Raw genomic sequence first — 13,253 nt, forward strand, 5'->3', positions numbered from 1 at the left:
TACTGTAATGACTTTATAAATTTTGTTATTCCTAAAAAAGAATTTTAAGGAATCTTATAAGGTCTCATTTAATTTATAATGATTTCTCAATCACCTAAAAATCTGCGTCTTTAGCCAACTATATTTACAATTTTTCCAGGTACAATAATTACTTTTTTAGGAGTTCTACCATCTAATTGTGCAATTGTTTTTTCATGCTCCATAACTGTTTTTTCGATTTCATCTTTAGATAAATCAAGAGGTAATTCTAATGTAAAACGCATTTTCCCATTAAAAGAAATTGGATAATTTTTAGAACTTTCTACCAAATGTTTTGCATCAAAAGTTGGAAAAGGAGCTGTTGATATAGATGTTGTATTTCCTAGTTTGCTCCATAATTCTTCTGAAATATGGGGTGCATAAGGAGATAATAAAATTGATAAAGGTTCTAAAATTTCTTTCTTATTACATTTTAAAGAAGTTAAATCGTTTACAGCAATCATAAACGTAGAAACAGAAGTATTAAAAGAGAAATTCTCTATATCTTCTTGTACTTTTTTAATGGTTTTATGTAAAATTTTTAGTTCTTCTTTTGTCGCATTTTCATCAGAAACAATTACTCCTTCTTCAGATATGTATAATTTCCATAATTTCTTTAAAAAACTGTAAACTCCAGAAATACCAGATGTTTTCCAAGGTTTTGCTTGTTCTAAAGGTCCTAAAAACATTTCGAACAAACGCAAAGAATCTGCTCCATATTCCTCACAAATATCATCAGGGTTTACAACATTATACCAACGTTTAGACATTTTTTCTACTTCTCTACCCACCTTGTAAACACCTTCTTCTAAAATAAATTCAGCGTTTTTATAATCTGCATTTAAAGGATGATTTTTGAAACCTTCTACATCTAATTCATCTGATGCATTTACTAAAGAAACATCAGCATGAATTGGTGTTTTGGTAATCATTACCAAGTCTGCAAAATTAGGGTCGAGTAATTTATGATCTAATAGATAGTTTTTAACAACTGTTTCAAACTCATTATCATTAGAAAATAAGTTTTTAGAAACAAATACTGTTGGTATTTTCTCAATTACATCATCATTCGATTTATTAATATTACAACCATTCTTAACAAAAGAAGTTGCTTTAAAAACAATTGCAGAAGTTCCTAAAATCATTCCTTGGTTAATTAGCTTTTTCGCAAATTCATCTACAGGAACAAGACCTTTATCAAACAAGAATTTTTGCCAAAAACGAGCATACAACAAATGTCCTGTTGCGTGTTCTGAACCACCAATATATAAATCTACCTCTTTCCAATAATCTAATGATGCTGCAGATGCAAATTCTTCTGAATTTTTAGCATCCATATATCTATTAAAATACCAAGAACTTCCTGCCCAACCTGGCATTGTGTTGAGTTCTAAAGGATAAACTTCATTATGGTTTTGAGATTTCTCGACTTCGCTCGAAATAAAATTCTCTTTTCCATTGTTTTGCTGAGCTTGTCTAAGCAAATCATTAGAAACTATTTTATTTTTTTTTGCATCCCAACTCCAATGTGTAGCATTACCTAAAGGCGGTTTTCCATCTTCTGTTGGCAGGTATTTTTCAACTTCTGGTAACACAATTGGCAAATGTTTTGCTTCTATCATTTGTGGCATTCCATCTTTGTAATACACAGGAAAAGGTTCTCCCCAATAACGCTGTCTACTAAAAACTGCATCACGCAATCTATAATTTATTTTTCCATACCCAAAACCACGTTTCTCCATTTCATAAATGGATAATTTTAATGCTTTTTGATATTTTAATCCTGATAAAAAATCGGAATTTGCAATGACAGTTCCTTGCTTTTCTGTATGCGCTTTTTCAGAAATATCTATGCCTTCAAAAATATTTGGAATCGGAATTCCAAAATGTTTTGCAAAATCATAATCACGTTGGTCTCCACAAGGAACTGCCATAACTGCGCCTGTTCCATAACCTGCTAACACATAATCTCCAATCCAAATCTGTACTTTTTCACCAGAAAAAGGGTGAATTGCATAAGCACCAGTAAACACACCAGAAATAGTTTTAACATCTGCCATTCTATCACGTTCAGAACGTTTTGCTGTGGCTTGTATATAGGCTTCAACTTCTGCTTTTTGCGCCTCTGTTGTGATTTTTGAAACTAGCTCATGTTCTGGAGCTAAAGTCATAAAAGAAACTCCAAAAATGGTGTCTGGACGAGTTGTGAAAACAGAAATAACAAATGGAGATTTCTCGACTGCGCTCGAAATGACATCTTGATTTCTATTTCTAATTTCGTTAGTAATATCTACTTGGAAACTAACCATTGCTCCTTGAGAACGACCAATCCAATTGGTTTGCGAATCTTTTAAAGGTTGAGGCCAATCTATCGTTTCTAAACCATCTAACAAACGTTGTGCGTAAGCAGAAATTCTCATAGACCATTGAGTCATTTTTTTTCTGATTACAGGATGACTTCCACGTTCTGAAACTCCGTTTACAATTTCATCGTTTGCTAAAACTGTTCCTAAAGCTGGGCACCAATTTACTTCTGTATCTGACAAGAATGTTAAACGATATTGTAATAAAATTTCTTGTTGTTTAGTTGATGAAAAACCACTCCAATCATCACTTGAAAACGGTATAATATCTTCATCACAAACTGCATTTACAGTTCCATTTCCTGATGTCTCAAAAATGGATATTAACGTTGAAATGTCTTCTGCTTTGTCAGAATCTTTGTTATACCAAGAGTTAAAAAGCTGAATAAAAATCCACTGGGTCCATTTGTAATATTCTGGATTTGAGGTTCTTACTTCACGAGACCAATCAAAAGAAAAACCAATTTTATCTAATTGTTTTCTATATGTTTTAATATTTTCTTCTGTTGTTTTTGCTGGATGCTGCCCAGTTTGAATGGCATATTGTTCTGCTGGCAAACCAAAAGAATCATAGCCTTGAGGATGCAATACATTAAATCCTTGATGACGTTTGTAACGTGCATAAATATCGCTTGCAATATACCCTAAAGGATGCCCAACATGTAACCCTGCTCCAGAAGGATAAGGAAACATATCTAACACATAATATTTAGGTTTTTCACTTTCATTACTAGCTTTAAAAATTTGGTTTTCTGCCCAAAATTTTTGCCAATTCTTTTCTATTTCTTGATGATTGTATTGCATTTTTTCTGCTTTTAAGGGTGCAAATTTACGTTTATTCTTCAAAAGAAAATAGTTTGCAAACTGCTAAATTTTAAGCATAAAAAAGTCATAAATAAATTTATGACTTTCTATTAATTTTAATTTGATTTTTTATTCTTTTATAGGAATAATAACCTTAGTCTTTCCAAATGCAAAATACATAGTCATATCATCACCAAAAGCAATTGTAAATGCTTCATATTCTTTATCAGATTTTTCAACTATACCTTTAACCCTTAATACATCATTTTCTGGTTTATGAAAATAAGTTCCCCAAACATTTAATTGATTACTAATAGCTACAATCCATTCTTTTTCACCTGGAATGGCATACATTGTATATGTACCTGCTTTAATGTTTTTACCTCCAAAATTAACTTCTTTATAAAATGTGATTTCTGTAGCTTCATTAGCACCTAATCTCCATCTTTTTCCATTAGGAGCAAGTTTTCCTACACTTCTCCCTTTTAATTGAGGTCTACTATAAACAACTTTAATCACTTTATCAGGGTTTCTCCAATTATATGGATATCTAGCAACATCCATAGGACTTTTATCTAACGGATCAAATTCTTGTGCAAAAGCATCTGTAGATGAAATAACTGCAAGAGTAAAAACTGCAATTGTTAAAAATATTTTTTTCATTTTTATATGTGTTTTAAATTGATAATTCTTGTAAGTCCTCAAAAATAAAATTCCTTACCCTTTAAAGGTACTAATTTTCTGTTAAGATTTAATGACAGCCACAATCTGGATTGCAGTTTTTATCTTTTTTTGAAGGAAAAATATACTTTTTTAACAAAAAAACAACTGCCAATACAACTAATAAATATGTGATTACTTCTTGCATTAACTTAAAATTTGATACGTGATTAATGAAGAAATATATGCCAATAATGCCATTCCAAATAATTGTACTAAAGGCCATTTCCAGCTTTTGGTTTCACGTTTTACAATTGCTAAAGTTGCCATACATTGCATTGCAAAAGCATAAAAAACCATTAAAGACATTCCTACAGGGAAATTAAAGCGTTTTTTACCTGTATCTGGGTTTATTTCTGACGCCATTTTTTGTTTAATGGTAGAAGTATCTTCATCATCTGCTTCTACACTGTAAATGGTGGCTAAAGTACCAACAAATACTTCTCTTGCTGCAAAAGAAGTGATTAAAGCAATTCCTATTTTCCAATCGTAACCTAAAGGTTTAATTGCTGGCTCTATACTTTTTCCTAAAATTCCGATATAAGAATTTTCTAATTTTGCTGATGCAATTTTTTGTTGTAATTCTTCATCTGATAAATTTTGATTTGCAACATTTTCTGTGGTATTTTTCTCTGCAGAATCAAAAGAAGAGGGACCATTAGAGGCTAAAAACCACAATACAATAGACAAGGCTAAAATAATTTTACCTGCTTCTAAAACAAAAGATTTTGTTTTCTCAACTACTTCTATAAACACATTTTTTACAGATGGCAACTTGTAGTTTGGCATTTCTACTACAAAAAATGACTTTGATTTTATCTTTAAAGTTTTATGTAAAATATAAGCTGCTAAAATTGCAGTTATAAAACCTAAAGCATACAGTGAAAGGAGAACCAAACCTTGTAGGTTTAAAAATCCGAAGATTTTTTTATCTGGAATAATCAATGCAATAAGAATTGCATACACTGGTAATCTTGCAGAGCAGGTTGTAAACGGAGTAACCAAAATGGTAATCAATCGTTCTTTCCAACTAGAAATAGTTCTAGTTGCCATTATTGCTGGTATTGCACAAGCAGTTCCAGAAATTAATGGGATAATGCTTTTTCCATTCATTCCAAAACGTCTCATAATTTTATCCATTAAAAAAACTACACGACTCATATAGCCTGTTTCTTCTAAAATGGCAATGAACATAAATAAAATGGCAATTTGTGGTATAAAAATGAGTACACCACCAATTCCAGGAATAATACCTTCTGTTAATAAATCTGTAAATATGCCTGTAGGTAAATTGTTTTTAGCATAATTTGCAATTTCTGCAAAAGTACCATCTATCAAATCCATAGGTAAGGTTGCCCAATCAAAAATAGATTGGAAAATAATTAACAATAAAAAAACAAAAAACACATAGCCAAAAACTTTATGTGTAAAGACCTTATCTAACCTACCACGTAAATCTGTAGCTTTTGTTTTATCTACTATATATGTTTTTTTTAAGATTTTGTTAATCTCTTGATAACGATAAATGGTTTCTTTATGTTGGTATCTTTTTAACTTAGAAATGTCTTGTTTAAAAGCTAATAATTTTTCTTTTTCTTCTTTACTAATGGTTTCTGGATAGTTATTTTGAGTTACCATTAACCATAATTGATACAAAGAATAATTAGGACTAATTTCTTTTAATTTATCAAAATAATCTGGGTCTATTTTATGATTTATACCACAAAGTGGTGATGCTTTTGCAGCTACATGACAACGAATAATGGCAGCTTTTACATCATTTATCCCTTCATTTTTTCTTGCAGAGATTAAGACAACTTCTGTATTTAGTTCTTTTTTTAAAAGTGATAAATCAATAGAAATTCCTTTTCTATGCATTTGATCTACCATATTTATAGCCAAAACAGTAGGGATTTCTAAATCTTTAATTTGTGAAAAAAGCAACAAATTTCTTTTTAAATTTTCTACATCTGCAACAACCAAAATAACATCTGGTGATGCTTTTATATCTTTATTTAATAAGGTTTTTAAAACAATGCTTTCGTCTAAAGAAGTTGGGTTTATGCTGTAAGTGCCAGGTAAATCTGTAATAATTGCGTTTTGAGTTGCAGACAATTTACTTATACCTTCTTTTTTATCTACAGTAATTCCTGGATAATTACCTACTTTTTGGTTTAAACCTGTAAGTTGATTGAAAAGTGAAGTTTTTCCTGTATTTGGGTTCCCAATTAAGGCTACTTTTATATTGTTTTTTGCCATAAAAATTCTAAATTTTCAAAACTTGAATTTGAGCTGCAGTTTCTTTTCTAATGGCTAAATGACTTCCATTAACACAAATATAAATTGGATCTTTTAGTGGTGCTATTTGTACCAATTTTACTTCAGCACCTGGTAAACACCCCATTTCTAATAGTTTTAGAGGAATAAAATCTAACGATTCTTCAGAGATATAACCAATTTCTCCAATATGTAAAGTGGCAATTGTACTCAATGCTTTTTATTTGGGAAAACAAAGATAACCATTTAGAATGATTCTAAACAAGTTATTTAGATGCATATTCTTCTTTTAACAAAGCCACATCTTTTTTAAGCTTTTCCATATCTTCTTTTGCTGTACCATCATAATATCCGCGAATACGCCTTTCTTTGTCAACCAAAACAAAGTTTTCTGTGTGTATAAAGTCATTTTCTCCTCCATCTCCACTTTCTGTAACCACCATATAACTTTTTCTGGCTAATTCATAAATGTGTTTTTTAGTCCCTGTAGTTACGTTCCATTTGCCATCTATAACCCCTTTGTTTTCTGCATATTCTTTAAGTACAGAAACACTATCTATTACTGGAGTTACTGAGTGAGAAAGAAACATGATGTCATTATCAGCTTTATAAAATTCTTGTAGCTCGCTCATATTATAAGCCATTGCAATACAAATGGTTTGGCAACGTGTAAAAAAGAAATCGGCTATGTAAATTTTATTTTTGTAGGTATTGTTTGTAACGATTTCTCCATTCTGATTAATCAATTCAAAATTACCAATAGTATGATCTTTTGTGATGTGTTTTATAGAGCTATCTACCAAACTAGGATTTACATCTACTGGGTTGTATACTTTTAATTTAGTTTCATTTTTTAATAAATGATAAAAAACAGGAATTACCACAGCCGAAAATACAGCTAAAAAAATAAGAGTAGGAATGGATTTTTTAAAAAACTTTAGTTCCATAAATTGGCTTTATAATTGCAAATTTACGACTTAAAAAACCCATAGAAAAACAAACAAAACCAAATACTTTGTAAAATCTTTGTTAAAATAAAAATCAAGTTTTAATAGTTCTTTTACAACTCTCTTTAAAAACGTACATTTGTGCGTTTTTAAATTATGATTTAACGCTGAATGGAAATATTAATAAAAGCATCGCAATTTATACTAAGTTTATCTTTATTAATTGTTTTGCACGAATTGGGGCACTTTATCCCTGCAAAATTGTTTAAAACCAAAGTAGAAAAATTCTACTTGTTTTTTGATTATAAATTCTCACTTTTCAAGAAAAAAATAGGTGAAACTGTTTATGGTATTGGCTGGATTCCTTTAGGAGGATATGTAAAAATATCTGGAATGATAGATGAAAGTATGGATACTGAGCAAATGAAACAACCTGCACAGCCTTGGGAGTTTCGTTCTAAACCAGCTTGGCAACGTTTAATTATTATGTTAGGTGGGGTTTTTGTAAATTTTATTTTAGGTATTTTTATTTACATCTGCTTAATGTGGGCTTATGGAGAAAATTTTTTACCAAATGAAAATGTAAACGCAAAAGATGGTATTTGGGTTCAAGACTCTTTAGCTATGAAAGTTGGTCTAAAAACTGGAGATAAGATTTTAGCCGTTAATGGAGAAAAAATAAGAAAATTTGGAGGTATTACTTTAGCTTTTATCAATGGAGAGAATGTAACACTTGATAGAAATGGAGAAATTATTGAAAAGAAACTTCCTGTAAATTTTATAGAAAAATTAATAGATAGAAAAAAAAATGATGAAGGGCCAGTAGTTTCTGTAAGAATTCCATTTATGATTGCAGAAGTACCTGAAGCTTCTAAAAACTTTAATGTAGGTTTAGAGCCTAAAGATATTGTTGTAGGAGTTAATGGGGTAGATGTAAAATATTATGATCAAGTTCAAGATGAATTGAACAAACATAAAAATAACAGTATTTCTATTACAGTAAAAAGAGATAATGAATTAAAGCAAATTCCTGTTCATGTTACAGAAGAAGGAAAATTAGGCGTTTTTGCAACGAATTTTAAATCTAGTGAATTAGAAAAATTGGGTTATTACAAGTTGGCAAACTTTCAATATACTTTTGCAGAAGCAATACCTGCAGGTTGGAATAAGTCTGTAAAAACGTTAACAGACTACATGAAGCAACTAAAAAAGATTTTTAATCCGAAAACAGGTGCTTACAAAGGTTTAGGTGGTTTTATTTCTATTGGTAAAATTTTCCCTTCTACTTGGAGTTGGCAAGCTTTTTGGGAAATCACCGCATTTTTATCTATAATGTTAGGGTTTATGAACTTACTACCAATACCTGCTTTAGATGGTGGGCATGTAGTTTTTACCCTTTGGGAAATGATTACTGGTAAAAAACCAGGAGATAAATTCTTAGAATATGCGCAAGTAGTTGGTTTTATTCTGCTAATTGCTTTGTTGCTTTTTGCAAATGGTAATGATATTTTTAGGTTGTTTAAGTAAGAAACAAGACATACAAAACAAAAAAAGCCTCACATTTTAAATATTGTGAGGCTTTTTCTATATTTATTGTTTATAAATTAAATTTTAAATTTGTTGAAACATCTTTTTTGGAGCCTTTTTTTTATCCCTATTTTTATTTTTAGTCAAAAAAAACTTAATAGAAATGAAAAATTAAGTCATTTGTTTGCTATTGGAGAAAAGCTACAATTTGACAGAAAACAAGATAGTTTAAAGATTATAACAGTTTTAGCAAATCAATTTTACAAAAAAAATAAAGCTGATAGTAGCAACTTCTACAGATTACAGTTATTAGAATCATCATTATTAATTTTAGAAAAAAAATCTACTAATGCTTCTGATAAACTTTTAAAATCACTCTCTTTTTTTAAGACTAAAAAAGACACTGTTTTAATTGCCAAAACTTACTATTATTTGGGTAAAGCACTTTACTATTTAAGAAACAGAGAAAAAGCAAAATATTATTATGAGAAAAGTTTAGTTTTTAAAGAGTATTTAAACCAACACTTTAAAATAAAAGCTCAACAAAATAAATTGACTTGTGAGCTGGAAATCCTTCAGCTCAATAAAAAAAATATCCTCCAAAAGAAATATGATGCTACAATAAAAAAAATTATAAATAAGTATTATTCTATTTTATCTTTTTATATCAAGAACAACAATTATAAAGAAGCGTCTCGAGTTTTAAGTTTTATTGCGGGTTGTTATAACGAAATTAATCAACCACAAAAAGGTTTATATGCTTTAAATAACGCATTTGAATATGCAAAAAAAGAAAAAGATACCATTTTAGAGGCATTTGCGATTGTAAAAAAAAGTCAAACACTGAATAGATTAAAAAAATATTCATCAGCATTAAAAGAAATACAATATGCCAAAAAAATATACAACAAAACTAATGATTTTGGCATGCAAATATACACTTATGTTCTTGAAAAAGAAGCTTTAAAAGGTTTGAAAAAATTTAAATCTGCTACAACAATTGGAGACACTATATTTCAACTATCACTTAAAAAATATGATGTAAATTTAGCTGATAAAGTTATAGAATTAGAAACAAAATTTAAAGTATCTCAAAAAGAAAAAGAACTCTTACAAACCAAAGCAGATAAAACAACAACAGAGCTAAAACTAAAAAATCAAAAACAACTAACTTTTGCTTTATTTAGTGGTTTAGCTATTTTATTATTGGCAGGTTTTGCGCTTTTTCAGCGTAATAAAAGAAAACACGAGTTGGCTATTGCAAACCAAAAAGAACAAAATTTACAATCTATTATTTTAGCAGAAGAAAAAGAACGCACCAAAATTGCAAGAGAATTGCACGATGGTATTGTACAACAAATTGGAGCAACCATTATAAAATCTAGAAGTATTTTTGAAAAACTTGGTTTACAAAACAAACCAGAATCTAAAGAGTTATTGCAAAATTTGGAATCCTCTAATACAGAATTACGCTCAATTTCTCATCAAATGATGCCAAGAGCTTTAGAAGAAGCTGGTTTAATTACTGCCTTAACAAATTTGTTTAATAGCTGTTTAAAACCTTTAAAAATTAAACATTATTTTGAATATGTAAATATTAATAAAAGATTGCCCAAAAATATTGAAATTACACTCTATAGAATATCACAAGAATTAATAAATAATATTATAAAACACAGTAGCGCTACAGAAGTTAATATTCAATTGTTTAAAAATGAAAACAATATTATTTATTTGATAGAAGACAATGGAAAAGGTTTTTCATCAGCCCAAAAAGAAGGTTTAGGGTTAAAAAACATAAAAAGTAGAATCGATTTAATAAAGGGATTTGTAAATTTTAACTCTGAAACAACAGGTACTTTAACAACTATTAAAATTCCTCTTTAAGATTTATAATTTTTTATTTTTAGGTTTAATTTTTTTCCATTTTGTAAAATTTTTTCAAAAAATTGCTAAATTTATAAACAATGAATTAGATTAAAGAATAACATGAATTTATTTAAAAGAAAAATAGTTATACTCAATTTGCTATTTGTATCCTCCTTTTTTTATTCTCAAGAAGGTAAATTAATTGATACTTTAAAAAATCAATTAAAAACTACAATAGATATAGACAAAAAGATTAAAATTTATGATGATTTAATTTGGGAATACAAAGAAAAATCAATTGACTCTTCTTTAAATTACATTAGCAAAGCATTAGCCATAGTTAACAAAACTAATAATAAAAATTTACAAGCACAGGTATTTAGTGATATAGCTGGTGTTTATATGTTAAAAGGTAATTTTAGCGAAAGTCAAAAAATGTATTGGAAATCACTTTCAATAAGAAAAGTTATAAAAGATACTTTAGGTGTTGCAAAAATAAGAGCAAACTTATCAGCTGTTTACACAAAATACAATCATTTAGATTCTGCAATGTATAATGCTGTCAAAGCTATGAAGATTTTTGATCAAAAAGGATACAAAAGTTTTGCAAATACATTAAAAAGTAATATTGCCACTATTTATGAATCTATTGGGAATTATAAAAAAGCTTTAGAATATAATTTTGAAGTTTTATATTTTACAAAAACCACCAATAATTATAGCTTAATGGGCAAGTTGTATGGTAATATTGCAAATAATTATCTTTATACGAAAGACACAGTTAATGCAGAAAAGTATTTCTTAAAATCTATTAATATTTCTAAGAAAAATGAAAATTTTTATTCATTAGGCACCTCTTTAAATAATTTGAGTGGTATTTATTTCGATAAAAAACAATTACCAAAAGCATTAGCTACAGCAGAAGAAGCATTAAAATATAGAAAATATTTAAACTCAGAAATAGATATTATAAACTTATACTATTCTTTAGCTCAAGGTTATTTTAATAATTTTCAATTTAAAAAATCTAAATTTTATTACTTAAAATGTTTACCTGTTTATATTAAAAACCAAGATTATAGTAGAATAGGTAATACCTATAATTATTTATCTATTCTATCGGCAAATAATAAAAATTACAAAGATATTGTCTCATACAAGAAAAAAAGTGATGAAGCCTTTGAAAAATTTAATTTTTTAAAAAATACTAAAGAAATTACAGAATTAGAAACCAAATACCAAACAGAAAAGAAAGAAAGAGAATTACTACAAACCAAAGCAGATAAAGCCAATACAGAGTTAAAGCTTACAAATCAAAAACAACTAACTTTTGCTTTATTTAGTGGTTTAGCTATTTTATTATTGGCAGGTTTTGCGCTTTTTCAGCGTAATAAAAGAAAGCATGAGCTTGCAATTGCAAACCAAAAAGAACAAAATTTACAATCTATTATTTTAGCAGAAGAAAAAGAACGCACCAAAATTGCAAGAGAATTGCACGATGGTATTGTACAACAAATTGGAGCAACCATTATAAAATCTAGAAGTATTTTTGAAAAACTTGGTTTACAAAACAAACCAGAATCTAAAGAGTTATTGCAAAATTTGGAATCCTCTAATACAGAATTACGCTCAATTTCTCATCAAATGATGCCAAGAGCTTTAGAAGAAGCTGGTTTAATTACTGCCTTAACAAATTTGTTTAATAGCTGTTTAAAACCTTTAAAAATTAAATACAATTTTGAGCATGCAAACATAGAGAAAAGGTTGTCTAAAAAAATAGAAATTACGCTGTATAGAATATCTCAAGAACTCATTAACAACATTATAAAACATAGCAGTGCTTCAGAAGTTCATGTCCAGTTGTACAAGAGTGCAACAGATATTATTTATATGATAGAAGATAATGGTGTTGGGTTTTTATCAAACAAAAAAGAAGGTATTGGCATAAAAAATATAAAAGCAAGAATAAATTTAATCGAAGGTAAAGTCAATTTTAATTCAGAAAAAACGGGTATGTTAACAACAATAAAAATCCCTTTATAAATGTCTGTAAATATTGTTATTGCTGATGATCATCCATTAATTGCAGAAGGCATTAAAAACGCTATAGAAAGCGATAATCGTTATAAAGTAAAAAAAATACTTTCTAATGGAAAAATTGCATTAGAGTATGTAAGAGAAAACCCTACAGATATCTTACTATTAGATATAGATATGCCTGTGATGAATGGTATAGATTGCGCAACTAAATTAATTGAAGAGAATAATACTGCTAAAATTGTAATTATTTCTATGCATAAAGATGCGTTTACCATTAAAAAAGTAATGGATATAGGCGTGCATAGTTATCTTTTAAAAACAGTTTCTAGCAAAGAACTTTTATTTGCTTTAGATAAAATTTATAAAGGAGAAAATTATTTTAACGCAGACGTTACTAAAGCTTTATTAGACAATAAGCCATCATCTAATTTTACTAATACAGCTTTGGTAAAATCTCCTCTTGTAAATGAATTAACCAAAAGAGAAAAAGAAGTTATTGCTCTTGTTTGCAAAGGTTTAAATAATACTGAAATTGCAGAAAAACTTTTTATTAGCCCTAAAACTGTAGATGTTCATAGAACAAATGTTATGCGTAAATTAGACGTACATAACGTGGTTTCTTTGGTTCGTTTTGCGATTAGAAATAATCTTTCTAATTAAAATAAGGTAATCTCCTTATCTATTTAGG

Annotated in this window: 9 protein-coding genes; 4 read left to right on the plus strand and 5 right to left on the minus strand. The window is 28.6% G+C overall.

What is annotated here, in order from left to right; translation table 11 throughout:
- Positions 1–110 precede the first annotated feature (110 nt).
- From ACY2RW_RS00070 to ACY2RW_RS00090, 5 genes are all read right to left on the minus strand, one after another.
- Entirely contained in the window at positions 111–3,185 is a 3,075-nt protein-coding gene (locus ACY2RW_RS00070; RefSeq protein WP_490120644.1) for a leucine--tRNA ligase, read from the minus strand.
- 129 nt (positions 3,186–3,314) lie between these two features.
- Complete coding sequence (locus ACY2RW_RS00075) at positions 3,315–3,848, minus strand: DUF2911 domain-containing protein (RefSeq protein ID WP_490120645.1); 534 nt, start codon at positions 3,846–3,848, stop codon at positions 3,315–3,317.
- A gap of 204 nt (positions 3,849–4,052) precedes the next feature.
- Entirely contained in the window at positions 4,053–6,164 is a 2,112-nt protein-coding gene (feoB, locus tag ACY2RW_RS00080; RefSeq protein WP_490120646.1) for a ferrous iron transport protein B, read from the minus strand.
- Positions 6,165–6,171: 7 nt separating this feature from the next.
- Positions 6,172–6,396 (minus strand): FeoA family protein, encoded by a 225-nt coding sequence (locus tag ACY2RW_RS00085; RefSeq protein ID WP_490120647.1) that lies wholly within the window; start codon positions 6,394–6,396, stop codon positions 6,172–6,174.
- A 52-nt stretch (positions 6,397–6,448) separates the two neighbouring features.
- On the minus strand, positions 6,449–7,129 hold the full coding sequence (locus ACY2RW_RS00090) for an SCO family protein (protein ID WP_490120648.1): 681 nt from the start codon (positions 7,127–7,129) through the stop codon (positions 6,449–6,451).
- 171 nt (positions 7,130–7,300) lie between these two features.
- Here ACY2RW_RS00090 and rseP point away from each other — a divergent pair, with 171 nt between their 5' ends.
- The 4 genes from rseP (at position 7,301) to ACY2RW_RS00110 (ending at position 13,225) form a co-directional block, all read left to right on the plus strand.
- Positions 7,301–8,656 (plus strand): RIP metalloprotease RseP, encoded by a 1,356-nt coding sequence (gene rseP / locus ACY2RW_RS00095; RefSeq protein WP_490120649.1) that lies wholly within the window; start codon positions 7,301–7,303, stop codon positions 8,654–8,656.
- Positions 8,657–8,749: 93 nt separating this feature from the next.
- Positions 8,750–10,543 carry a sensor histidine kinase gene (locus ACY2RW_RS00100; RefSeq protein ID WP_490120650.1) on the plus strand — a complete coding sequence of 598 codons (1,794 nt, stop codon included), beginning with the start codon at positions 8,750–8,752 and terminating at the stop codon, positions 10,541–10,543.
- Between the two features lie 102 nt (positions 10,544–10,645).
- The gene (locus tag ACY2RW_RS00105) at positions 10,646–12,568 is read left to right on the plus strand and encodes a tetratricopeptide repeat-containing sensor histidine kinase (protein ID WP_490120651.1); all 1,923 of its coding nucleotides are present in this window, start codon (positions 10,646–10,648) and stop codon (positions 12,566–12,568) included.
- Entirely contained in the window at positions 12,569–13,225 is a 657-nt protein-coding gene (locus ACY2RW_RS00110) for a response regulator (RefSeq protein ID WP_490120652.1), read from the plus strand. It abuts the gene before it with no gap.
- The last annotated feature ends 28 nt before the right edge of the window (positions 13,226–13,253 follow it).

Source organism: Polaribacter sp. 2305UL8-11, from assembly GCF_058147165.1.

Coding starts and splice junctions, on each gene's coding strand:
- ACY2RW_RS00070 (WP_490120644.1), bottom strand. CDS start 3,185: ATGCAATACAATCATCAAGAAATAGAAAAGAATTGGCAAAAATTTTGG.
- ACY2RW_RS00075 (WP_490120645.1), bottom strand. CDS start 3,848: ATGAAAAAAATATTTTTAACAATTGCAGTTTTTACTCTTGCAGTTATT.
- feoB (WP_490120646.1), bottom strand. CDS start 6,164: ATGGCAAAAAACAATATAAAAGTAGCCTTAATTGGGAACCCAAATACA.
- ACY2RW_RS00090 (WP_490120648.1), bottom strand. CDS start 7,129: ATGGAACTAAAGTTTTTTAAAAAATCCATTCCTACTCTTATTTTTTTA.
- rseP (WP_490120649.1), top strand. CDS start 7,301: ATGGAAATATTAATAAAAGCATCGCAATTTATACTAAGTTTATCTTTA.
- ACY2RW_RS00105 (WP_490120651.1), top strand. CDS start 10,646: ATGAATTTATTTAAAAGAAAAATAGTTATACTCAATTTGCTATTTGTA.
- ACY2RW_RS00110 (WP_490120652.1), top strand. CDS start 12,569: ATGTCTGTAAATATTGTTATTGCTGATGATCATCCATTAATTGCAGAA.